Annotated in this window: 24 protein-coding genes; 12 read left to right on the top strand and 12 right to left on the bottom strand. The window is 54.2% G+C overall.

Annotation, left to right across the window (positions count from 1 at the left end):
* Nucleotides 1–27: 27 nt before the first annotated feature.
* The 5 genes from B2R48_RS11065 to B2R48_RS11090 all read right to left on the bottom strand — a co-directional run bounded on the left by B2R48_RS11065 (nucleotide 28) and on the right by B2R48_RS11090 (nucleotide 4,779).
* Nucleotides 28–768, bottom strand: coding sequence for an MBL fold metallo-hydrolase (locus B2R48_RS11065; RefSeq protein ID WP_297000200.1), 741 nt, complete (start codon nucleotides 766–768; stop codon nucleotides 28–30).
* Nucleotides 765–1,877 carry an ABC transporter ATP-binding protein gene (locus B2R48_RS20325; RefSeq protein ID WP_348657845.1) on the bottom strand — a complete coding sequence of 371 codons (1,113 nt, stop codon included), beginning with the start codon at nucleotides 1,875–1,877 and terminating at the stop codon, nucleotides 765–767. Before B2R48_RS20325 ends, B2R48_RS11065 begins: the two co-directional genes overlap by 4 nt.
* Nucleotides 1,874–2,665 carry an ABC transporter permease gene (locus B2R48_RS11080; protein WP_062955517.1) on the bottom strand — a complete coding sequence of 264 codons (792 nt, stop codon included), beginning with the start codon at nucleotides 2,663–2,665 and terminating at the stop codon, nucleotides 1,874–1,876. Before B2R48_RS11080 ends, B2R48_RS20325 begins: the two co-directional genes overlap by 4 nt.
* Nucleotide 2,666: 1 nt before the next feature.
* Nucleotides 2,667–3,530, bottom strand: a complete 864-nt coding sequence (locus B2R48_RS11085) for an ABC transporter permease (protein WP_297000205.1) — start codon at nucleotides 3,528–3,530, stop codon at nucleotides 2,667–2,669.
* 160 nt (nucleotides 3,531–3,690) lie between these two features.
* Nucleotides 3,691–4,779, bottom strand: a complete 1,089-nt coding sequence (locus B2R48_RS11090; protein WP_297000208.1) for an ABC transporter substrate-binding protein — start codon at nucleotides 4,777–4,779, stop codon at nucleotides 3,691–3,693.
* 144 nt (nucleotides 4,780–4,923) lie between these two features.
* Here B2R48_RS11090 and B2R48_RS11095 point away from each other — a divergent pair, with 144 nt between their 5' ends.
* From B2R48_RS11095 to wrbA, 7 genes are all read left to right on the top strand, one after another.
* A complete protein-coding gene (locus B2R48_RS11095) occupies nucleotides 4,924–5,541 on the top strand; it encodes a TetR/AcrR family transcriptional regulator (protein ID WP_213474616.1) in 618 nt (205 codons plus the stop codon).
* Nucleotides 5,542–5,644: 103 nt separating this feature from the next.
* Nucleotides 5,645–6,220, top strand: coding sequence for a YdeI/OmpD-associated family protein (locus B2R48_RS11100; protein WP_297000213.1), 576 nt, complete (start codon nucleotides 5,645–5,647; stop codon nucleotides 6,218–6,220).
* A 215-nt stretch (nucleotides 6,221–6,435) separates the two neighbouring features.
* Nucleotides 6,436–7,431: a helix-turn-helix transcriptional regulator gene (locus B2R48_RS11105; protein ID WP_297000216.1), complete on the top strand. Its 996-nt coding sequence runs from the start codon at nucleotides 6,436–6,438 to the stop codon at nucleotides 7,429–7,431.
* Between the two features lie 82 nt (nucleotides 7,432–7,513).
* Nucleotides 7,514–8,362 carry an AAA family ATPase gene (locus B2R48_RS11110; protein ID WP_297000219.1) on the top strand — a complete coding sequence of 283 codons (849 nt, stop codon included), beginning with the start codon at nucleotides 7,514–7,516 and terminating at the stop codon, nucleotides 8,360–8,362.
* A gap of 5 nt (nucleotides 8,363–8,367) precedes the next feature.
* On the top strand, nucleotides 8,368–9,555 hold the full coding sequence (locus B2R48_RS11115; protein WP_297000221.1) for a vWA domain-containing protein: 1,188 nt from the start codon (nucleotides 8,368–8,370) through the stop codon (nucleotides 9,553–9,555).
* Between the two features lie 124 nt (nucleotides 9,556–9,679).
* The gene (gene glpQ / locus B2R48_RS11120; protein WP_297000223.1) at nucleotides 9,680–10,750 is read left to right on the top strand and encodes a glycerophosphodiester phosphodiesterase; all 1,071 of its coding nucleotides are present in this window, start codon (nucleotides 9,680–9,682) and stop codon (nucleotides 10,748–10,750) included.
* A gap of 133 nt (nucleotides 10,751–10,883) precedes the next feature.
* Complete coding sequence (wrbA, locus tag B2R48_RS11125) at nucleotides 10,884–11,486, top strand: NAD(P)H:quinone oxidoreductase (RefSeq protein WP_062955526.1); 603 nt, start codon at nucleotides 10,884–10,886, stop codon at nucleotides 11,484–11,486.
* Nucleotides 11,487–11,556: 70 nt separating this feature from the next.
* Here wrbA and B2R48_RS11130 read toward each other — a convergent pair whose 3' ends face one another.
* Nucleotides 11,557–12,078, bottom strand: coding sequence for a DUF2059 domain-containing protein (locus B2R48_RS11130; RefSeq protein ID WP_297000228.1), 522 nt, complete (start codon nucleotides 12,076–12,078; stop codon nucleotides 11,557–11,559).
* A gap of 248 nt (nucleotides 12,079–12,326) precedes the next feature.
* Here B2R48_RS11130 and B2R48_RS11135 point away from each other — a divergent pair, with 248 nt between their 5' ends.
* Nucleotides 12,327–13,190: a pirin family protein gene (locus B2R48_RS11135; RefSeq protein ID WP_062955528.1), complete on the top strand. Its 864-nt coding sequence runs from the start codon at nucleotides 12,327–12,329 to the stop codon at nucleotides 13,188–13,190.
* Nucleotides 13,191–13,329: 139 nt separating this feature from the next.
* On the opposite strand, the gene B2R48_RS11140 is transcribed toward B2R48_RS11135, so the two are convergent.
* The 3 genes from B2R48_RS11140 to B2R48_RS11150 all read right to left on the bottom strand — a co-directional run bounded on the left by B2R48_RS11140 (nucleotide 13,330) and on the right by B2R48_RS11150 (nucleotide 15,758).
* The gene (locus B2R48_RS11140; protein ID WP_297000232.1) at nucleotides 13,330–14,334 is read right to left on the bottom strand and encodes a hypothetical protein; all 1,005 of its coding nucleotides are present in this window, start codon (nucleotides 14,332–14,334) and stop codon (nucleotides 13,330–13,332) included.
* Nucleotides 14,335–14,451: 117 nt separating this feature from the next.
* On the bottom strand, nucleotides 14,452–15,237 hold the full coding sequence (locus B2R48_RS11145; RefSeq protein ID WP_213474627.1) for a zf-HC2 domain-containing protein: 786 nt from the start codon (nucleotides 15,235–15,237) through the stop codon (nucleotides 14,452–14,454).
* On the bottom strand, nucleotides 15,234–15,758 hold the full coding sequence (locus tag B2R48_RS11150) for an RNA polymerase sigma factor (protein ID WP_297000235.1): 525 nt from the start codon (nucleotides 15,756–15,758) through the stop codon (nucleotides 15,234–15,236). Before B2R48_RS11150 ends, B2R48_RS11145 begins: the two co-directional genes overlap by 4 nt.
* Nucleotides 15,759–15,957: 199 nt before the next feature.
* On the opposite strand from B2R48_RS11150, the gene B2R48_RS11155 reads away from it, so the two are divergent.
* A complete protein-coding gene (locus B2R48_RS11155) occupies nucleotides 15,958–16,857 on the top strand; it encodes a hypothetical protein (protein WP_297000239.1) in 900 nt (299 codons plus the stop codon).
* A 194-nt stretch (nucleotides 16,858–17,051) separates the two neighbouring features.
* On the opposite strand, the gene B2R48_RS11160 is transcribed toward B2R48_RS11155, so the two are convergent.
* Nucleotides 17,052–18,266, bottom strand: coding sequence for an NADP-dependent isocitrate dehydrogenase (locus B2R48_RS11160; RefSeq protein WP_062955532.1), 1,215 nt, complete (start codon nucleotides 18,264–18,266; stop codon nucleotides 17,052–17,054).
* 419 nt (nucleotides 18,267–18,685) lie between these two features.
* Here B2R48_RS11160 and B2R48_RS11165 point away from each other — a divergent pair, with 419 nt between their 5' ends.
* A complete protein-coding gene (locus B2R48_RS11165; protein ID WP_157088442.1) occupies nucleotides 18,686–18,859 on the top strand; it encodes a hypothetical protein in 174 nt (57 codons plus the stop codon).
* A 149-nt stretch (nucleotides 18,860–19,008) separates the two neighbouring features.
* Here B2R48_RS11165 and B2R48_RS11170 read toward each other — a convergent pair whose 3' ends face one another.
* Complete coding sequence (locus tag B2R48_RS11170) at nucleotides 19,009–19,515, bottom strand: MarR family winged helix-turn-helix transcriptional regulator (RefSeq protein WP_297000274.1); 507 nt, start codon at nucleotides 19,513–19,515, stop codon at nucleotides 19,009–19,011.
* 147 nt (nucleotides 19,516–19,662) lie between these two features.
* On the opposite strand from B2R48_RS11170, the gene B2R48_RS11175 reads away from it, so the two are divergent.
* Nucleotides 19,663–20,391, top strand: coding sequence for a hypothetical protein (locus B2R48_RS11175; protein ID WP_297000276.1), 729 nt, complete (start codon nucleotides 19,663–19,665; stop codon nucleotides 20,389–20,391).
* Nucleotides 20,392–20,402: 11 nt separating this feature from the next.
* Nucleotides 20,403–21,107 (top strand): glutamine amidotransferase, encoded by a 705-nt coding sequence (locus tag B2R48_RS11180; RefSeq protein ID WP_297000278.1) that lies wholly within the window; start codon nucleotides 20,403–20,405, stop codon nucleotides 21,105–21,107.
* Here B2R48_RS11180 and B2R48_RS11185 read toward each other — a convergent pair.
* Nucleotides 21,088–21,759, bottom strand: coding sequence for a TetR/AcrR family transcriptional regulator (locus B2R48_RS11185; RefSeq protein ID WP_297000281.1), 672 nt, complete (start codon nucleotides 21,757–21,759; stop codon nucleotides 21,088–21,090). The genes B2R48_RS11180 and B2R48_RS11185 overlap by 20 nt on opposite strands.
* Between the last annotated feature and the right edge of the window lie 197 nt (nucleotides 21,760–21,956).

A 21,956-nucleotide genomic window follows, 5' to 3' on the forward strand; every position in this document is an offset into this window, starting at 1 on the left:
GTTAATCCCGGCATGGGTGGCGCGGTTTCAGGTTCGTTTCCTCAGCCAGCTTTTTATGATTTCGCGATGGCGTTCGCCGCCATAGCTGGCAAAATGCCCGCCATGCACGACCCGGACCGGCAAATCATAAAGCCGTTCCATGGATCGAACATAGTCGGTTGCATTTGCATGATAAGTGTCTTCGATCAAAGGTCCATCATAAACAATGTCTCCGGAAAACAGGATGCCGGTCGCCTTTTCCCATAGCGCAATGCCGCCCGGCGAATGACCCGGTGTGTGAATGACCTCGAAATGTCGGTCGCCCAGATCAATCACATCGCCGTCTTCGACAATCCGGGTGGCCGGTGCGGCCTTGACGGCATAAGTGGTTGAAGAATATGGCAGCGGCGGGAGTTTTGTGAAAATCTCGTCGGTCACATAGGGGTCGGCCAGCGTGTTTTTGCGGGTTGGTGCGGCCAGAAGGTCGGCTTCGCAGCGATGACACACCCGGTTTTCAAATTCGTGGTGGCAGCCGATATGATCAAAGTGGGTGTGGCTGGCAACCGCTTGCACGGCGCGTTCGGTCACAAGCGGCACCCATTGGGTCAAGGACACCACCCCCATGCCACTATCAATCAGCATGTCGCCATCGCGGCCACGCACATGCCAGATGTTGCAGCGGTAAAATTCCTCGATAAACGGTTCGCCGATATAGGTCACGTCATCGCCAACGGTCTTCAGGCTGTACCAGTCTTCGGGCTTGGCGCGTTCCATGTTTTCTGACGTCATGATGTGACACCTTCCTGCGCAGTCTGGTTCGGATGGCCGGGCAACAGCACGACCGAGGTCGGATCAAGGGTCAGTTCAACCCAGGCACCCGGTTCGATGATTGCCGATTGCGGCATGTGGGCGGTGATCGTCATGTTGGGGTAATCAAGCGGGCTGAGATGCGCACGATGATGGGTGCCAAAGAACGAACCGTCTTCGACCTTGGCCTTGCCAAGGGTAACGCGCGGACCGGTCCCGGTGCTGGCACGGAAATGTTCCGGGCGGATGGCAAGGGTCACCGGCGCATCGGGCGTAAAGCCGGCATGGTCAAACGCCGGAAGTTCAACAGTGCCGAGCGGCGTCTTGATGGTGAGCGCATTTTCGCGCGCACTTTCGAGCGTGCCGGGGATGAAATTGACTTCGCCCATGAAGCTTGCCGAGAACAGTGTTTTGGGCTGCATGTAAATGCTTTCAGGGCTTCCGACATCTTCGATCCTGCCAGCATTCATCACCACGATCCGATCGGCAATCGCCATGGCTTCTTCCTGATCGTGGGTGACGTGGACAAAGGTGGTGCCAACCCGTTTCTGAATGGCTTTCAGCTCATCCTGCATTTGACGACGGAGCTTGAGGTCAAGCGCACCCAGCGGTTCATCAAGCAACAAGACATCGGGTTCAACCGCTAGCGCACGGGCAAGGGCAACGCGCTGGCGCTGACCGCCGGAGAGTTCATGGGGTTTCTTGTTGGCCGATGTCCTGAGCCCGACCATATCAAGGAGTTCTTCGGCCTTGGCATGTCGTTTGGCCTTGCCGACCTTGCGCATCTTAAGCCCGAAGGCGACATTGTCGCGCAGGCTCATATGCGGGAACAGGGCATAGTCCTGAAACATCGTGGTGGTCGGGCGCTTGGCGGGGGCAACATCGCCCATATCCTTGCCATTGATTTCAATCGAGCCACTGGTGGGCGACAGGAAACCGCCCAGAAGCGACAGCAGGGTGGTTTTGCCACAGCCCGACGGGCCAAGAAGAACGATGAACTCGCCGGCCGCGATTTCAAGGCTGACATCGTCAAGGGCAGTAAAGTCGCCAAAGATCTTGGTGGCGTTGCGGATGGAGACAGGGGCGGTCATTTCTTTGCCGTCCTTCTAAAGACAATCAATTCAAGAATAAGCAGCAGCGCAACCGATACAAGGAAGACCACACTTCCGACCGCGTTGGTTTTCGGGTTCAGGCCCGAACGCAACATGCTCCAGATTTCAACTGGCAGGGTGACGTCAAAGCGCGACAGCAAGAATGCGATGATGAATTCATCCCAGCTAAACGTCACCGACAGGAAAAAGGCGGCAAGGATGGAGGGCATCAACATCGGGGCGGAGACCTGCGTCATCACCTGCCATTCGGCGGCACCCAGATCGCGGGCGGCCCGTTCGATATTTTTCTGATGGTCCCCCATGGAGGCATAAATGATCGCAAAGCACAGCGGTAGATTGATCACCACATGCCCGATCCCGACCGTCCAAAGCGACAGCGAAACGCCGAGCCAGTTAAAAGTGGTCAGCAAACCAAGCGCAATGATCAGGTAACTGACCGTCATCGGTGCAATCAGAAGGCCACGCTGAAGACGCGATGCTGGCAAGACAAATCGCGCCAGCCCATAGGCCGCACAGAAACCAAGTACGCAGGCAACCGTGGCCGAGCCGATGGCGACCATCAAGGAGTTGGTCAGGGCCGACATCAGGCGACTGTCCGAAAAGACCTCGCCATACCATTTAAGGGTCGCGCCGTTAAAGGGTGGGACCGGCAGGCGGCCATCCTGAAATGAAAACAGGACAAGGACCGCCACGGGCAAAAATATAAAGCCATAAAGTGCCGCCAGATAGGACCAGGACAGCAGTTTGGAAAAGCGTGAAGAGATCATTTTATGTTCTCTCCATCTTGAGCCATCGGGCACAGGCAATATAGGCCATCGTTACCACCACCATCAGAATGATCGAAAGGGTGGCAGCCATCGGGAAATCCGCCCGTCGGCCCAGTTGGAGCATGATGACTTGCGGCAGGGCGAGTTCATTGTTGCCGCCCAAGATCTGCGGGGTGATGTAATCACCGATACACAGCACAAAGGTCAGGAACGCACCGACCATAATGCCCGGCAATGTGAGCGGTAACACAACATGCCAGAACACCTGAAACCCGTTTGCACCAAGATCGGCCGCAGCCCTGCGATAGTTCGGCGGCATCTGCACCAGATTGGCATAGATCGTGAGCGTCAACAGCATGACAAAGAAATGCACAAAGCCGATGACGGTCGCACTTCGCGTGCTGGCCAGTTCGAGGGGTTCGGATATCACCCCCAAATAGACCAGCGTGTTATTGATCACCCCGTTCTGCGCCAGCACCAGAAGCCAGGAATAGGACCGCACCACATAGCTTGTCCAGAATGGCAGGATCGCCATGATCAGCGCCATACGCTGCCATTTCTGCGGTACGCGTTCGGCAATGATCCAGGCCAGCGGATAGGCAAGGATCACGGAAATGATCGTGACCGTGAAGGTGATTTCAAGCGAGACAAAAAGCCCCTTCAGCAGATGGGCCTTTTCAAAGAACTCGATGTAATTGTCGAAATTCCACGCCATGACGAGTTCGCGCCCCTTGCGGGTCGCCAAGCTGATCGCGGCCATGACGATAAAGGGAATAATGAAAAACGCGACGGTCCAAAGCAAGGCCGGGGTTACAAAGCCCCATGCGCGGCGATTTTCGCGTGTTTCAAGGCTGGCAGTGGCCATAACGGTATCCTTTTAGCAAACCGGCCCGCCTGGATGGGTGGGATGGTTGCTTGTAACTCGCTTGGGATGGTGGGCGCAGTTGGGTCAGCTTACCGCAAGTTTGGCACCGATGCCCCGCAAAAAGCGGGACATCGGCAGGTGGCAGTAGACAAGGGATTGCTTACTGCTGGAGCATCTCGACCCAGGCATCCTGCATCTCGGCATCGAGATCGGCATCCGGGATCGGGTAAAGCTGCGAGTTCTTCAGGTAGCCTTCCTGATCATCCCAGCGAAGGGCCGCTTTCTGGGCATCGGTCAGGTTTTCGCCAGCCTTGGCGTTGGCGGGCATCCCCCAGTAACAAGACGAGGTCGCAAGACGCGCCTGGCCTTCGGGGCTCATAATGTATTGAACGAATTTAAGCGCAAGGTCAGGCTTTTCAGAATCCTTCATTACACCAATCGACTGCGCCCAGCGCAGGCCGCCTTGTTTCGGGATGACCCAATCAAGGTTCGGTTTGTCTTCGGACAGAACCGCCGTGATCCATTCACCACCACCTACAAGGATGTCGACCTCACCTGTGGCGAGAGCCGTTTGGGAAGAAACAACTTCACCAACCTGTTTGGAGACCTTTTTCATCGCAAACAGCTTTTCCTTGATCGCGGGCATGTCGTCCGCGCCAAGATCAGCCGTATCAATACCAAGACCCAGGCCAACAAGGCCGATCACCGGCAGGTAATAGTCATAAACCGCGATGCGGCCGGCATATTTGTCCGACCAGATCACCGACATGTCTTCCATGTCCTTGGGATCGACCTTGGTCTTGTCAAACGAAATAGTGTTGTAGCCGAACTTCTCGGTGACGGCATAGGTTTTGCCATCCACCACATTGTTCTCGGCCATCACGACTTCGGGGAAAATATCGGATGTCGGCAGGGCATCGGCGGGGATTTCGGCCAGAACGCCCATTTCGACCGCGCGATGGACATCAACACCATCAATCACGAATACATCCCAGTCACCGGGACGGGATTGCTCGATAATTGAAAGGCCGGCGCCTGTACCTTCATATTCCTTGAGATTGACTTTGACGTCGTACTTTTCTTCGAACGGCTCGATCAAGGCCGGATCGGTGTGGTCGCACCAGACAAGGGCGTTAAGCTCTTCGGTCGCCTGTGCCGTTTGCGCCATGGCAACGGCGCCCAGAATAAAGGTCGCAGTGCTACTCAGAAACTTGTTGCGGGTCTTCCCCGTAGAGACGTGACGAGACATAGGCTCTCCCTGATTTCATATTTGAGGCCTCCCTTGAATTGGGTTCTTCGGTGCTCTGTTTCGGCGCCGTTGAAAAAATATTGAACGCGTTCATTTTTTGAGTCAATGTAAATTTTGAACCCGTTCAGTTTTTCCGGAGTGACGATGTCAGGACTGCGCGCCCAAAAGAAAGCCGATAAAAACCGCCGTATTCTGGAGGCGGCGACGACGCTGTTTCGCAAGGTCGGATATGACAGTGCGCGCATCGAAGACATTGCGGAAATGGCCGGTGTGTCTGTCGGGACGTTCTATAACTACTTCAAAAACAAGGGCGATATGCTGATGGCCACCGTCTCGATGGAAGTCGAGGAAGTGCTGGCAGCGGGGGATGCCATTATCGCGCGCGAGCATGAAGATGTCGCAACGGCCTTGTTCGAACTGATCGGGAAATATTACGATCATTCCCTGACATATCTGTCCAAGGAGATGTGGCGCACGGCGATGTCACTGTCGATTGCGCAGCCTGAAACACCGTTTTCCCAGCGTTACACAGCACTTGATCATCGGCTGTCCAAACAGGTCTGTGACCTTTTTGAAGCCCTGCAATCGCGTGGCGTCGTGCGCAAGGATATCGACTGCACGGCAACGGGTGAGCTTGTCTTTAATAACGTGAACATGATGTTTATCGAGTTTGTCAAAGACGAAGACATGGATGTTGACGGCCTGAAACAGGAAGTCGAACGCCAAAGCCAGCCACTGGTCTGGATGATGTCGGCAGGCTGATCTATGTCCGCCAAGGGCATCAATTCCTGATTGCCCTCTTTGCGTGTGTTTTGCTATCTTGTGCTCGCCATATAATCGTGTGGGCTTTAACGGAGCAAAGCGCATGGCGAAGTCACCAGACAGCTATTTTGCCAACAGCCGGATCTGGCCAAACGAAGCATCGTGCTTGCGTGCCATCTTGCGCGATTGCGGTCTTGATGAAGCAATCAAATGGCGCAAGCCGTGCTATATGCATGATGGTCATAACATCGCGATCATTCAGGAAATGAAGGATTTTCTGGCGTTGATGTTTTTCAAGGGTGCGTTGATTGACGACCCGGATGACGTCCTTGTCCCGCCCGGACCCAATTCCAATTCAGGTCGGCAAATCCGGTTTCGCTCTGTCGACGAGGTTACAGCCAATGCCGATCAGATCACGGCCTTCGTCAAGGCAGCCATTCAGGTCAATCAGGCCGGATTAAAAATCAAAAAGCCCTCGGTAATTGAACTGCCCGAAGAGTTGCGTGACCGCCTTGATCAGGACGCGGAACTGAAAGCCGCGTTTGACGCGCTGACACCGGGGCGTCAGCGGGGCTATGGGCTTTATATCGGCGGGGCAAAGCAATCTGCGACCCGGATTGCACGAATTGAAAAGCACCGGGCACGCATTCTTGAGGGCAAGGGCATTCACGACCGCTAGGTCGGCGATGTGCCGACATATGCGCTTTCATCGGCCGAATTCATTGCCCAATCAGTGCCAACGTTTTAGACTGATATCAACATAAGCCATTGTTAATTGGCATAAATAAAGGCCCGGCGTGCTTAAGCGCCATAAAGGCCAAGGACAGATTGACGGTCGTCAGTTCAAGGTTCTGACGGCGGTTGGTACGAGCAAGTTGTCAGGAAAAAGACATTATGGACGATACCGCGAACGGCGCGGGAAATGCGTTTGGCATGATGTCCGGTGGTAATCAAGTGGACAGCATCGGTGAGCTCAGGCTGGCTGATGGTGAACTGTTTGAATTGCCCGGTGTGACCGGGCGCCTGGAACGGATCGATTTCGGTAACGGTATCTGTTTGCACCGTGCGGAATTGAATGTCCGCGAGGATTCCAGATTTGATGTTCAAAACGCTTTGCCACCGGGCTGGATTGCCGGGTCTGCAAATATTCTCGGCGAGCTTGATTTTGATAGCCCCGATGGCGCCAAACACGCCATGTCCGCCGAAACCGGTTTGATGATGCGCATCGACCGGCCCGGGACGCGCTATTTTCTGCCCGGTGGACAAGTGATCCGCCATGCAGGGGTTACCATCGGGCTTGATGCGCTGCGTGCCAAGTTTGGCGATGATCTGCCAGCAGCACTTGATCCCTATCTGTCTGATGATCAAAGCGTGATTGAAGTCAGGCCTTTGGGCCTTAATAACAAGATCAGAAGCATCGTCAGCGCGATGTTCTCCCCCCAAGCGACCGGCGTTGGGCGCAAGTTCAAGCTTGAAGGTTTATCAACCCTGTTTCTGGCCGAGATGATTGATGCCTATTGCCTGCTGCATCACGATGGCGAAAAGACGCCGGAACCAAGTGTTCTTGAAAAGACGGTGATCGAAGACGCGATTGCCAAAATTACCCGCGATCTGGCATCCGCAGTTTCGGTTGCGCAGTTGGCAGATGCGGGCGGTATGACGGAAAGCCGACTTAACAGCCTGTTCAAGCATGAGACGGGCAAAAGCTGTGCGGACTTTATCCGCTCCAGGCGTATGGAGCACGCCCGGGAGTTGCTGGCCTCACGCGAGTTCACTGTCAAGCAGGTCGCAGTAGCGGTTGGCTTTAACCATGTCAGCAACTTTTCACGGTCCTATCGCGACTGGTACGGCGAAAGTCCGGCTCAGGCACTCAAGCGCAACAGCGCATAGACTGTGTGGTGTTTGGGCCCTTGCTCAAATCGGTTGGACGCCCTAGGTTAACGCAAACGTCAACTTATGTTGCAGGGCAAAAATGAAGTTTCAGGGTACGGAAAATTACGTCGCGACTGAAGATCTGATGGTGGCGGTCAATGCTGCAATCACGTTGCAGCGTCCGCTTTTGGTCAAAGGCGAACCGGGCACCGGCAAGACCGTTCTGGCCGAAGAAATCGCCAAGTCGCTTGGCAAGAAACTGATCACCTGGTCGATCAAATCCACGACGCGCGCCCAGCAGGGCCTTTATGAATATGACGCGGTGTCGCGCCTGCGTGACAGTCAGTTGGGTGACGAGCGTGTCCATGACATCGGCAATTACATCGTTAAGGGCAAGCTGTGGGAGGCGTTCGAGGCAGATGGTGATGCGCCCGTCCTTCTGATTGACGAGATCGACAAGGCCGATATCGAGTTCCCCAATGACCTGCTTCAGGAACTCGATCGCATGGAGTTCTTCGTTTACGAGACCCAGCAGATGGTCAAAGCCACCAACCGCCCGATTGTGATCATTACATCGAACAACGAAAAGGAACTGCCCGACGCGTTCCTGCGGCGTTGTTTCTTCCATTACATCCGCTTCCCGGATGCAGACACCATGGCCGAGATCATCGAGGTGCATTACCCCGGCATCCAGAAACGTCTGGTCGCCGAGGCATTGAACCTGTTTTACGATATGCGTGACGTGTCGGGCCTGAAGAAAAAGCCATCGACCTCAGAGCTTCTTGACTGGTTGAAGCTTTTGATGGCCGAAGACCTGCCGCCCGAGGCCCTGCGCGCCAAGGGTGCTAAAACCGCCGTACCACCGATGCACGGGGCGCTTCTGAAAAACGAGCAGGACGTGCATCTGTTTGAACGCCTAGCCTTTATGGCACGGCGTGAAGGACGTTAATCCCGATGTTCACCGGCTTTTTCTATAAGCTGAAAGATGCGCGCGTGCCGGTCAGTCTGCGCGAATACCTGACATTGCTTGAGGCGGTGGAAAAAGGTCTGGCCGGTTATTCGGTTGAGGATTTCTATTATCTGGCGCGGTCCGCGCTGGTGAAGGATGAACGCCATCTTGATAAGTTTGATCGCGTGTTTTCCGAACATTTCAAGGGCGTGATCGACCTGACTGACGGCGTGGACGAGGTCGAGAAGACCGAAATCCCCGAAGAGTGGCTGAAAAAGCTAGCCGAGAAATTCCTGACTGATGAAGAAAAGGCCGAGATCGAGGCGCTCGGCGGTTGGGAAAAGTTGATGGAGACGCTGAAACAGCGTCTGGAAGAACAAAAGGGCCGTCATCAGGGCGGCAATAAATGGATTGGCACGGCCGGGACATCGCCGTTTGGCGCTTATGGCTATAACCCCGAAGGGGTGCGGATCGGGCAGGATAAATCCCGTCATCGCCGCGCGGTCAAGGTCTGGGACAAGCGCGAATTCAAGAACCTTGATGACAGTGTCGAAATCGGCACGCGCAATATCAAGGTCGCCTTGCGACGTTTGCGCAAATGGGCGCGGACCGGGGCGGCAGACGAGCTTGACCTGCCCGGCACGATTACATCAACCGCACGCCAAGGCTGGCTTGATGTTCAGATGCGCCCGGAACGTCACAACGCGGTCAAGGTCTTGATGCTGTTTGATGTTGGTGGATCGATGGATGATCACATCAAGGTCTGTGAAGAGCTGTTTTCCGCGGTCAAAACCGAATTCAAGCATCTTGAATATTACTACTTCCACAATTGCCCCTATGAAGGGCTTTGGAAAGATAACGCGCGGCGCTGGAACGAACAGGTATCGACCTGGGATGTGATCAATACCTATGGCGCGGATTACAAGCTTGTGATTGTTGGCGATGCGACCATGAGCCCCTATGAAATCACCTATCCGGGCGGTGCGGTGGAACACTGGAATGCCGAGGCCGGTGTTGTGTGGATGCAGCGATTGCTCGATCATTTCGAACACGCCGCCTGGATCAATCCGCAACCGGAAAACTGGTGGCGGCACCATCAATCGATCCAGATCATGCACAAGCTGATGGAAGGCCGGATGTTTCCCCTGACCCTTGACGGGCTTGATCGCATGACCGGGGAACTAAACCGCTAGGTCCGCGTTCTTTGCTGTAACAGTTTCATGAAGATTGCATCCAAGACGCGGTGACGCGTTTTTGTGCTGCCAATCCGCGCCTATAGTCCTTTGCTTAAAAGGACGCTGGATAAGGATACCCTTGATGCTGATACGCAAAATGATCAAGTCGACGTTGCTGGCTGTTTGCGGACTTACCGCAGTCACATTGATGCCTGTAACAGGTTCAATCGCTTCGGCCCATGCTCAGGCGCTTGATCAGGAAATGGTGGTGATCGCCCATCGCGGCGCATCGGGGTATTTGCCTGAACATACCCTGCCGGCCAAGGCATTGGCCTATGGCATGGGGGCAGATTACATCGAACAGGATGTTGTTCTGTCCAGGGACGGTGTGCCCGTCATCCTGCATGACATCCATATCGATACCACCACCGACGTTGCAAAGAAATTCCCGGATCGCAAACGTGAAGACGGACGGTATTACGCGATTGATTTCACCCTTGCCGAACTCAAGACACTGAGCGTGACGGAACGGTTCAAGGCCGATACCGGCAAGCAGGTTTATGCCGATCGCTTTCCGGCTGAGTTTGCCATCTTCAAGATCCCGACCCTTGAAGAAGAAATCAAACTGATCCGTGGCTTGAACCACTCCACCGGGCGTAATGTCGGCATCTATCCGGAAATCAAGGACCCTGCCTTCCATCACGCAGAAGGGCAGGACATCACCAAAACCGTGATCGCGGTGATGGAGAAGTGGGGGTATAACAACCCCGGCTCAAACGCCTTTGTGCAGTGCTTTGACTGGTCTGAAACCAAGCGCATCCGCCAAGAGCTGAACTATCAGGGCAAGCTGGTGCAGCTTCTGGGCGAAAACCGCTGGGGTCCGCCAGAAGGCACGGACTATGACTACCTGAAATCCGACGAAGGCGTTGTTGAAATGGCGCGTGTGGTTGATGGGATTGGCCCGTGGTTGCCACAGGTCATCGAAGGCCTGAGCGAAAATGGCACGGCGATCATGACGCCGACCCTGATTGCCGCCCAGCGTGCGCAATTGAAGGTCCATCCCTATACCCTGCGTGCCGATCAGTTGCCGAAATGGGCGGGCGATATGCAGATCGCGCTCAAGGCGATTTTTGATGATGCCGGGATTGATGGCATTTTCACCGATTTCCCCGATCAGGTGGTTCAGTATCTGGCCCGGAATCCCGATGCGTAATCCAGATGCGTAACTCCGATACCTGATGGGGTTCGCATCCGATAACGAACAGACTGTTTCCAAGCTGGGCGTTATCAGGGGTGCATTCTTAAGTCACTATGCAAGCCGACGAAATTCAACCAAGGAGGATGACGTGGCGAAAGTACTGGTACTTTATTATTCGATGTATGGTCATATCGAAACCATGGCCAATGCCGTGGCCGAAGGCGCACGCGGTGTTGCCGGAACGCATGTTGATGTCAAACGCGTTCCTGAAACCATGCCCGAAGATGTCGCAAAGGGTGCTGGCGCCAAGCTTGATCAGGCTGCTCCGGTTGCCGAGGTTTCAGATCTTCCGGAATATGACGCGATCATCTTTGGTGTACCGACCCGCTTTGGCAACATGCCCGGTCAGATGCGCACCTTCCTTGATCAGACCGGTGGTCTTTGGGCCGAAGGCAAACTGATCGGCAAGGTTGGTTCAGTCTTCACCTCGACCGGCACCCAGCATGGCGGTCATGAAACCACCATCACCTCGACCCATACCACCTTGCTCCATCAGGGGATGGTGATTGCCGGTGTACCTTACAGCTGTGCAGGTCTGACCAATATGGACGAAATCACCGGTGGTTCGCCCTATGGTGCCGGTACGCTTGCCGGTGCCGATGGTTCTCGCCAGCCGTCCCAGAACGAACTTGATATCGCCAAGTTCCAGGGCAAGCACGTAGCAGAACTTGCGGCGAAACTTGCAGGCTGATTTCGCATCAGCTTTCACAAAAAAGGCAGCACCTTAAACGCGTGCTGCCTTTCTTTTTGGCCGGATGGCCCTAAAACTCGTAACCAAGTTCACGCGCTTTTTTCATGGCTCTCTTCGCTGCCTTGGGGGCGATCATTAGCCCCCATTGTTGTCCTACCTTTGAGCCGATCGTTGTGAAATGAGGGTTCGCCTCGGCAAGTTTCTGGCCACTTGGTGTCTTGTAAAAGGTGATCGTGTCGTCGATCGTTTCCTCCGACAGAAGCGAGGAATATTGCGGGATCATCAGCTCAAAGAAGATATCGGTGCTGCTGCGCATTTCTTCTTTCATCGCCTCGACCATAACATCGATGTGCTTTTGTGGGGCGTTGGGCAGGTTTGCTTTGATGCTCATCTGTAGCTGTTCGGTGACCATGGGCATCATTGCCTCAATCATTTTGTCAGCGTTGGACAGCTTGATCAGCTCGCGAATTTTGTCGGCCTTGCGTTGTGAAACATCCTGAGCGTAGGTGGGGGATGCAGTGCTGATGAACGCAAGGCCGGTGATCAGAAGTCCCACTACGAACACAGCGCGAAGGCATTTGACAGCAGGCATGGGTTTGTCCTTTGAAGATGTCGGCCTGTTTTTATCGTTTTCCGAGCGTTTTCGACTTGCCAAGAGATATCTCTATACTCGCGGTATCAGCCAATCAAAGCAACCCTGACGTGTAATGCAAGGTCTTTGTTAGGTTTTTGGAAACAATCAGGTGCCTGATTGGATCTTGTTTAGCGACAGTTTTGTGCGACCATGCCCGACATGAAATTTTGTCCGGCAGTATTGCCGATAGGCGCAGGAGGTTTGAAATGTCTGAGACCGTTAGCAATGCACGTGGTGTCGAGCGGGTCTTGCGCGCGATGGATACGTCTGATGGTGCGGGTGTATCGTTGCGCCGGTCCATCGGGACGCCGCAGCTTGATATGCTTGATCCGTTTCTGATGCTGGACTCGCTTTCGACTGACAATCCCGACGAATATATCGCAGGCTTCCCGGAACATCCCCATCGCGGTTTTGAAACCGTGACCTATATGGTTGAAGGTGCCATGCGCCACAAGGACAGCATGGGTAATGAGGGGGTTCTGCGTTCAGGCGGTGGACAATGGATGACCGCGGGTAGCGGCATCGTGCATTCCGAAACGCCGGAACAGGAAAACGGTCTTTTGCAGGGCTTCCAGCTTTGGATCAATCTGCCGGCCAAGGACAAGATGATTGATCCGCGCTACCAGAATATGGAGCCAGATGAACTGCCGGAAGTTTCGCCGGTCGAGGGCGCGCAGCTGCGTTTGCTGGCGGGTTCGATGCATGGCGCAACAGGCCCGATCAACGGAATTTCCACGGACCCGGTCTTTGTCGATGCCAAACTTGATGCCGGTGCGGAACTAACGGTTCCGCTGCCAGAGGGCCATACGGCAGTCGTTTACGTCTTTGTCGGAGATGCGGTCGTTGGCGGCAAAGATGTACCGACCCATCATTTGGCAATCCTGAAGGATGGTGATGGGGTAACGCTGAAAGGCGGTCCTGACGGTGGCCGCATGCTGGTGATTGCCGCACGTCCGATCCACGAACAGGTCGTGCGCTATGGCCCGTTTGTCATGAGTAGCAAACAGGAACTGATGCAGGCCTTTGACGATTACCAGCGTGGCAATTTTGTCCGCAAGGCTGCTTCCTGACTTCGGCAACGATCACGCTACCGAAATATGAATAACGCCCTGATCCGGCTTGGTCAGGGCGTTATTTCGTTCCATGAATCTGATTTGCAGGTGTGAAGCTCTCGCGACGGAAAGGCGACGCCCTTATTGTCAGGTGTTGTCAGGTGTCGGCATTGACGGGCTCAAGGGCTCCGTCAACCTCGTCTTCAATCACCCAACGGTCATTCATCCGGCAGGCTGATTTGATTTGGCTGCTGGTACGGTTTCGTGCGGTGAGTTCCTGACGGTAGGTTCGGCACCAGATACCTTTATCGGTTTGAACTGTCTTGAGCGGTGTCACCGCCATCTCAAGGGCACCATAAGATGCAGTTTGCGCTACGCCCGAGTTGTTGTTCTCAAGCGATTGCTGAACTGTGTCGGCCAATACATCCTGAGCCGGTTCTGCAATTTTTGCCGGGGCAGGGCCATAGGTCACCAGTTCTTCGCTGTGATCATCCCCTGAATTCCAGGACCGATCACGTTTGACGTAAAAGCCGATTTCAGGCGCGTACCACCATTTGGTCGTCTGCATCCAAGATTGCTGGTAATAGCGGGAACACTCGATGACGAAGGTCTCAAAAGAGCCTGCCGGAACTGCGATGTTTGCCGTTGCGGGCACCTTGCAGATCAGCCACTGGTCATATTCGTTTACATCACCTGTATCCGGATCCACATTTGCCGATCTGGTTGACATACGGACTTGTTTGTCAAATTCCAACGGCCAGATATTTCCCGATCCTTCTTTGACATAGGCCGAACCAGAGCGTTCGCGGTCTTCCTTATCGGTATAGGACCATTCAAGGATCGGACCGGTGAAGTCGCCTGTGGTTTCGAAAAGATAGTCACCACCGCCGTTCCAAACAATACGGTCGCCTTTGGTCTCTTCGACATAAATCGCGCGACCCCCATCAAAAACAAACGCATCGCCTTTGCCAAACGCGGGCAATGATGCCGGGCTCATGTCCGGGCCCGTGTTTTCCGGGCGGTCGGCATATTGGCCTAGCCCGTCATTTAATTCATTGAGAGAGGTGCCAATCTGATCAAGTGTCTGACAAGCGGCCAACGAAGAGAGGCCCAAAACGCAACAAAACGCCCGCAAGTGGCGCATGTGTTTTGGCGTATTCATGTTTCTGATCCTGCGCATTCTTTTATTTTGACTGCCCTGGGGTCTTACGTCCACATCTTGTTTGTCGTCTCGAAAGTCAAGGCAGCGATGAAGAGCCTTTCATCGCTGCCTCGTATTTCAAAGCTTTTGTTTCGTCTTCAGTTCGCTTTCTGCATCCGACAGCTTTGCCCCCGGGATCAGGCGATAAATGGTTTCCCATTTTCCTTCGCCCGTGCGGCATGCCCGACCATAGAAATTGTCTGCGTTGGTGGTTGTTGCGCTCGACGGGAAGGTAACCTGATATTCGCGGCAGAAGCGCTCATCCTGACGGAAGGTACGCAGCGGCTCGATTGAAATGGTCTCGGATGTCGTGTCTTCGACACCAAGTGAGACCTGACGAATGTCACCGCTCAGCGTGCGTTCAAGAGTGAGGCTGATTTCCTCATCAAGAAGCGGATTGTTCAATGGCGAGTAGGAAGCTGCAAGCGCCACATTTGTCCCAGTTGATGCCGTTTCAACGTCTGCATCCAGCATTTCGGCGTTGAACCAGTTCCCGCCAACGAACGCCAGAAGAACAGCCGCCGCGGCACCGATACCTGTCCAAATCGGGGTGTTGTTATTTGCGACAACCCGGGGGCGCTCATCAATGTTGCTTTTTTCCACAAAGCGTTTTGCCGATGTTTTTTTCTGATCAAGGATATCTTCGATGTCCTGGGCCAGTTCCGGATAAACACGATCGGTCAGAAGGCGTTCGGCCTGATTGCGCAGCACGACAGATTGCCCTGCCATGATATTGAATTGACGCGTCATGGCCGGACATTTTGCAATCCGGTCTTCAAGTTCGCGACATTCAGTGGGGCTCAGTTCGCCATCAATATAGGCAGACAGCAAATTATAGTCCTGATCTTCAAGCTTTGTACTCATGACGAACCTCTTTGAATGCTGTCTTTATCTGTTGTCTTGCCATCGTCATCATGTAATGCGGCAAGTGTTTTTCGGGCTCTCGCGACGCGGCTCATGACTGTGCCGTCTGGCACGCCAAGAATTTCTCCGGCTTCGCGATAGCTGTATCCTTCAATCAAAACCAGTGTCAGGGCTGCCCGTTGTTCCTCGGCAAGCGAGGCGAGTGCTGCCTGCAAGAACATCCTGTCCGTGCCACCGTGTGCTTGACCTGGAAAGACGCTTTCGCGGGCATCCTCAAAAGACACGACATTTCCGTGTCGCTGGTCCCGGCGCTTCTCGTCGATCCAGCTCGTCTGGATGATCCTGTAGAGCCAACTGTCCAGTCGGGTGCCCTTTTCAAATTGTGCAATGCGCTCAACGGCCTTGGCGTACGCAGTTTGCACCAGATCCTCAGCTGCGACGGCATCGCGAGTAAGCGAGCGTGCAAACCGCAAGGCGCGTGGCAAAAGTTCTGCGAGCTCTTGTCTTAAAGCGGTGTCCAAACCAAACGTCCCATTCATGTTTGCAGGCACAATTTTTCGACCTTGTTACGCATATAACGATGGGGCGACGAAGTTTCTTCCCTGACGGATCAAAAAAACATTTGGAAAAATAATTTTCATGGTCGGGAAGAAAACCGGAAGCCGATGCGTTGTCCTGTCAAATGAACGCGAAATTCACTGGATTAAAGTGGAGCTGACGATGTTGATCACGGATAAAAATAAAAGCCTTCGTACAAGAATTGCGACAGCAAGCATTCTCGGGTTTGGCGCCTTTGCGATTGCGGCGACACCACTTTCGCTTGATGTCACGCAGTTCGATCTGACCGGTAAAAGTGCATTTGCACAGGGCCAGGGCAACGGCGGTGGCAATGGTAACGGCGGCGGCAACGGCGGCGGCAATGGTAACGGCGGCGGTAACGGCGGCGGCAACGGCGGCGGCGGTCCCGGTGGCGGCAGCGGTAACGGAAATGACGGCCCCGGCGGCGGCCCCGGTGGCGGCAATGGCGGCGGAAACGGTGGCGGAAATGGGCCGGGTGGCCCAGACGGCCCCGGGAATAGTGGCAATGCCGGTGGTGGCAATGGCGGCGGTAAAGGTAATGGCGCCGATGGCCCGGGTAAAGGTGCTGCCGCGCGTTCTAATGCCAAGGGTCTGGGTATGCAGGCCGGGGGTGTTGGGCGTGGTGCATCTGCCGCAGAGCGCGGTGTTGGTGCCGAAAAAGGTATGCCGCCCGGTATTGCAAATGCACCGGGTCTTGCGGGCGCTTTGCCACCGGGGATCCAGCGGGTCTTTGGCGCGGCAACCGGACCTGATGTTGATCCGGACGTGGAACGCGAAATCATTACCCAAGGGTGGAAAGATCTGACCGCGCCTGGCGCTGGTGACGATGGTGACACGCCTGATGATGGGGAGCCAGATACCGGTGACACGGGCGATACCGGCGATACCGGCGACACTGGCGATACAGGTGACACGGGCGATACCGGAGACACTGGCGATACAGGTGACACCGGCGATACCGGAGACACTGGAGATACCGGTGATACTGGCGACACAGGTGATACCGGTGGCACGGGTGAAACCGGCGATACAGCGGCCTAACATATCCACTTCAAAGCAGCTGATCCTGCTTTGACCGCAGCGGCCTGAGCCTGGGCCGCCGCAACTTTCAACCCCGTCTGGTCCCCCGCCGACGGGGTTCTTTTTGTCCGGGTTTCAGCCGTTATAAAAGAAAACCCCCGCCGGTTTCCGGCAGGGGTTTCCTGATTGGCAAAGCTGCCGACTGATCAAATTGATCAGGCCATTGCAGCTTTCAGACCTTCGTCCAGCTTGTCGAGGAACTGGTTGGTGGTCAGCCATTTCTGGTTCGGGCCGATCAGCAGTGCCAGATCCTTGGTCATGAAGCCGGCTTCGACAGTGTCGACGCAGACTTTTTCAAGGGTTTCAGCAAACTTGACGACTTCCGGGGTACCATCGAATTCACCACGGTATTTAAGACCCTGGGTCCATGCAAAGATCGACGCAATCGGGTTGGTCGAGGTTTCTTTGCCCTGCTGGTGCTGACGATAGTGACGGGTCACGGTGCCGTGTGCTGCTTCTGCTTCGACGGTCTGCCCATCCGGGGTCATCAGAACAGAGGTCATCAGACCGAGCGAGCCAAAGCCCTGTGCGACGGTGTCGGACTGAACGTCGCCGTCGTAGTTCTTACAAGCCCAAACGAAACCACCGTTCCATTTCATCGCACATGCAACCATGTCATCGATCAGGCGGTGTTCGTAGGTGATGCCAGCTGCTTCGAACTTGTCTTTGAATTCTTCCTGGAAGACTTCTTCAAACAGGTCCTTGAAGCGGCCGTCATAGGCTTTCATGATGGTGTTCTTGGTCGACAGGTAGACCGGCCACCCGAGGTTGAGACCGTAGTTCATGCAAGCACGTGCAAAGCCCTTGATGCTGTCATCAAGGTTGTACATCGACATTGCAACGCCCGAAGACGGGAAGTCGAAGACTTCGTGCTCGATGACTTCACCGCCGTCTGCCGGCTGGAACTTGATGGTCAGTTTACCTGCGCCCGGAACCTTGAAGTCGGTCGCGCGGTACTGGTCACCAAATGCGTGACGGCCGATAACGATCGGCTGGGTCCAACCCGGAACCAGACGCGGAACGTTCGAGCAGATGATCGGCTGACGGAAAACGGTACCGCCGATGATGTTACGGATGGTGCCGTTCGGCGACTTCCACATCTTTTTCAGATCGAATTCTTCAACGCGCTGCTCATCAGGGGTGATGGTTGCGCATTTGACACCAACGCGGTGTTCCTTGATGGCGTTTGCCGCATCAATGGTGATCTGGTCGTCGGTCTCGTCGCGTTTCTGAACCGAAAGATCGTAGTATTTCAGGTCAACGTCGAGATACGGCAGGATCAGTTTGTTTTTGATGAAGTCCCAGATGATCCGGGTCATCTCATCGCCGTCAAGTTCGACGATCGGATTCTTAACTTGAATCTTGCTCATAGAATACTCCCTTGCTGGCCGCGGCCGACATGCAGCGCGGCTGCCATTCAAGATGGTTAAATCTCTGTCTTCCGGCGCGCGAGGGAGCGCCCTGGCCGCGTCGGGAGTGCGCAACATACAGTAAGCCACCAGAAAATCAAAGAGGGCTGGAATACAACAATGTGATGAGGGGCACCTAACCCGGAATTCTGCGCTTTCTGATCATTGATTTCCGCGATTTCTGAGGCTGAAAAGTGCAATAATCCTGATCGTTTAGGCGAATTTGACGATAAGTTCGAAAAAACTGTCTATCAGCCTCGTAGAACTGATTTTTCTGATCCGGATCAATGACCGCGCGGTCAGTTAAGCGATATCGTGATGCTATTGCCGATGAGCGGTGGAGACTCCGGTCATCGGCAATTCATCAAAGGGGAACTGTCATGAACATGACAAATGAAAACATCATTGTCCTGATAATCTGCGTGATCGGCTTCTGCCTGCTTGGGTTCGGTTTTACCAACCGTGACCGCAATTGGGGTGTCGCAATGATGTGGATCGGGCTTGTCACCATGTTGGGGCCGATTGCCTGGCGGTTGCTGACCCTGTTTGCGTGAAAGTGTCCGATATTTTCAGGCGGGCATGCCTGCAGATCGGTCAGTTATTGAAACTATCGGGTCCGGCGCTGTTCGCGATATGGTGGCAAAAGCGCAGTAATTCTTTCTTTGCGCTACCACCGGGGCGCTCCGCGTAAATTGGCGCGTGGTTACGTTTCGTGCTCGACGCAAATTTTTTCAGAGTCCTTGTCTGACAGCGGCACATTCAAAAGCCCGCAACGGTGTGACCCGGCGCCGTTTTCCGTCTTGTCCGTCCGCTGGAAAAAGCGGCAGCTTGTGCAAATTCCAAAGCTTTTCGCATTGTTGAGACGGATTGCCTCATTCAGAACTTGTGAAAGGGCCTCTTGCAGGGACAAGCCGTTCCGGGTTGCTTCGATGCAGGAAGCAAGTTTTTGCCGAGGGTCATTTGTCAGATGTTGTTGTCCTAGTGGGGTAAGGGCAATGTCCACCGAGCGTTTGTCGCGTGCACTAGGCGTTCGCTTAATGCAGTCCTTTTTCTCCAGTGCAATCAACGTTTGGGACACTGTCCCGCGCGTTGAGCCAAGATATTCTGCAAGTGCGGCTGGGGTTCTTGAAAAGCGGTTGGCTTTGGCAAGATAGCGTAATGCTTCCCATTGTGCCGGGTTTAGCGGGCCTTTTTGTTCTTCGGCCTGCATCAGGCGGGCGATCCGTTCAATCAGATCTGCTGCCTTATGTGCGTCTGGTTTCATATTAATAGCGACTCGATACTAACTGGTTGACCTTCTCGTGGTCTGCGAATATAGATAATAGCGACTCGATACTATTATCACAAGGATCGCAAAATGACTTCACGTATTCTCCCCTTGGCTGGCACCGTCCTGATTGCAGGATTGATTGGCAGCTCAGCACATGCACACCGGATTGAAGCGCCTCTGACGACAGATAACCCTGCATTTGACATTCATCATGCAGATATCGTTCGCAAAGATACAACCCTTGAATTCACCATGTATTTCGAGGGTGGGGCAGGAACCGAAACACCAGATGCACATGGACAATTGGCCGGCGCCCCGGTGTGGTCATATGTATGGCCAACCTCGATCGACTCCTCTGTAATCGGTTTTGACGCAGATGCAGGTATTCTCTCGTTTGCGGTAACGTCCCATCCTGACTTTGATGATACGCCTCTTTTTGATGAAGATGGTGACGGGAATCCGGAAAATGACGGCCGCCGTTGGCATTCGCATTGGGTGGTTCTTGTGCCCGATGACGCCTGTGGGCAGGACGGATTGAAGGTGCGCGATATTCCTGAGGGTGCAACGCCCAGTCTGCCCAAAACCTGGCCGGGGCTTCCCATTCTGATCGACAGCCCGGGCTGGCATCCCCGCTTTACCCAAGACAGCCTGGTTGTGACCGTCCCGTTTGATGCAGAGGCTGATCTTGAAGGGGCCAATTTTGATGCGGTAACGGCTGCCTTGCAGGTAAATGCCAGCGTTCACGATCCACTTTTGTGTGTGACCGATGTCTTTGAAGCTGCCGGTGGCTTGAAAATGCCCGGCACGATAAACTAAGGGAGCCGCCGATGGGGAAAACAGCAATCGCCATTCGTCATGTCGAGTTCGAAAACCTTGGTGCTTTTGCCCCGGCCATAAGGGCAGCGGGATATGACATTGTCTATCACGATGTCGGTATGGATGACCGGGAACGACTGGAAACACTGGACCCCGATCTATTGATCGTTCTTGGCGGCCCCATCGGCGCACATGATGAACACAACTATCCTTTTCTGACGGATTATATTCGTTTCCTTGACAGCCGACTGGAACGCGACCGGCCGACGATGGGAATCTGTCTTGGTGCACAACTGATTGCGCGGGCAGCCGGAAGCCGTGTGTATCCCGGGTCAGTGAAAGAAATCGGTTTTTCTCCGATCACACTTACCGAAGCCGGGCAGAAATCTTGTTTGGCGGTTTTTCAGGAAAGCCCGACAACTTTGCACTGGCACGGCGATACATTTGATTTGCCACGAGGTGCGCAACTTCTTGCGAGCAGTCAGTTTTATGAAAACCAGGCCTTTTCGCTCGGTGCGAACATTATCGCGTTCCAGTTCCATCCAGAGGCGACATCAGTTGGTTTTGAGCAATGGCTGATTGGTCATACAGCCGAGTTGTCGCAAGAAGGTATAAGTATCCCCCGGCTTCGTGCTGATGCGGAAATGTTTGGAGAGTCACTAGACAAAAAGGCCGGTATTATTTGCAGGTCTTGGCTCAACCAGCTTCGGGTGTGAGGGGTGAACTATCTGCGTGGCTATTGTCTGGTTCGATGCCATAGCCACGCAGAAACATATCGACCGCCGCAATTACGTGGCTATGCAGGTCCTTTGCCTGTGGTTCCCAGCCCATATAGGTCATCTGGCGAAAATCGTAGTCGGCCTTAACGAGGCTTGTGAAGAATACGGCGGCCTGTTTTGCATCGCCCTTCGGGAAGTTGCCTTCGGCCATCTGGCGCTCAAAGAAAGACGTGATAATACGTCGCCCTTTCATAAGGCCGCTTTCATAAAACACCTTTCCCAGTTTCGGGAAGCGCGGCACTTCCGCCAGAAATAGCCGCATATAGCGGATCGTATCGGGCGAGGTCAGAAGCGTCATAAGCGTTTCGGCAAATTCGATCAGCGCGGCACGCAAGGGCAATTGCGACAATTCCAGATCAGCCATCACCGATGTAACCCGGCCCGTGCAATCGCGAATGACGGCTTCGAACACGCCATCCTTATTTCCAAACAGCTCGTAGATCGTTCGGCGAGATCCGCCAGCCTCGGCGGTGATCATTTCTAGAGTCGTGCCGGCAAGCCCATGTTCGCAAAACAATTCGCGCGCCGCCTCGATCATGGCTTCACGACGTTTCAGGGTTCTTGGATCAATCTTTTTGCTGTCTGGCACAGGGGTTTTCCGATTCCGCACTTGACGTTTGGTACTGGATAGTACCATAAATTCCGAAATGGTACTGATCAATACCAAAAGGAAGAATCAGGCAATGAGTGTGAAGAAAATCATCCTGCCCCTGTTCGCAGCAGCGATTATCGGTGGCGGTGGATATTACGGGTACTATTGGATGACCGAAGGTCAGTACCATGAAA

The organism is Thalassospira sp. UBA848 (assembly GCF_002295455.1).
Classification (GTDB): domain Bacteria; phylum Pseudomonadota; class Alphaproteobacteria; order Rhodospirillales; family Thalassospiraceae; genus Thalassospira.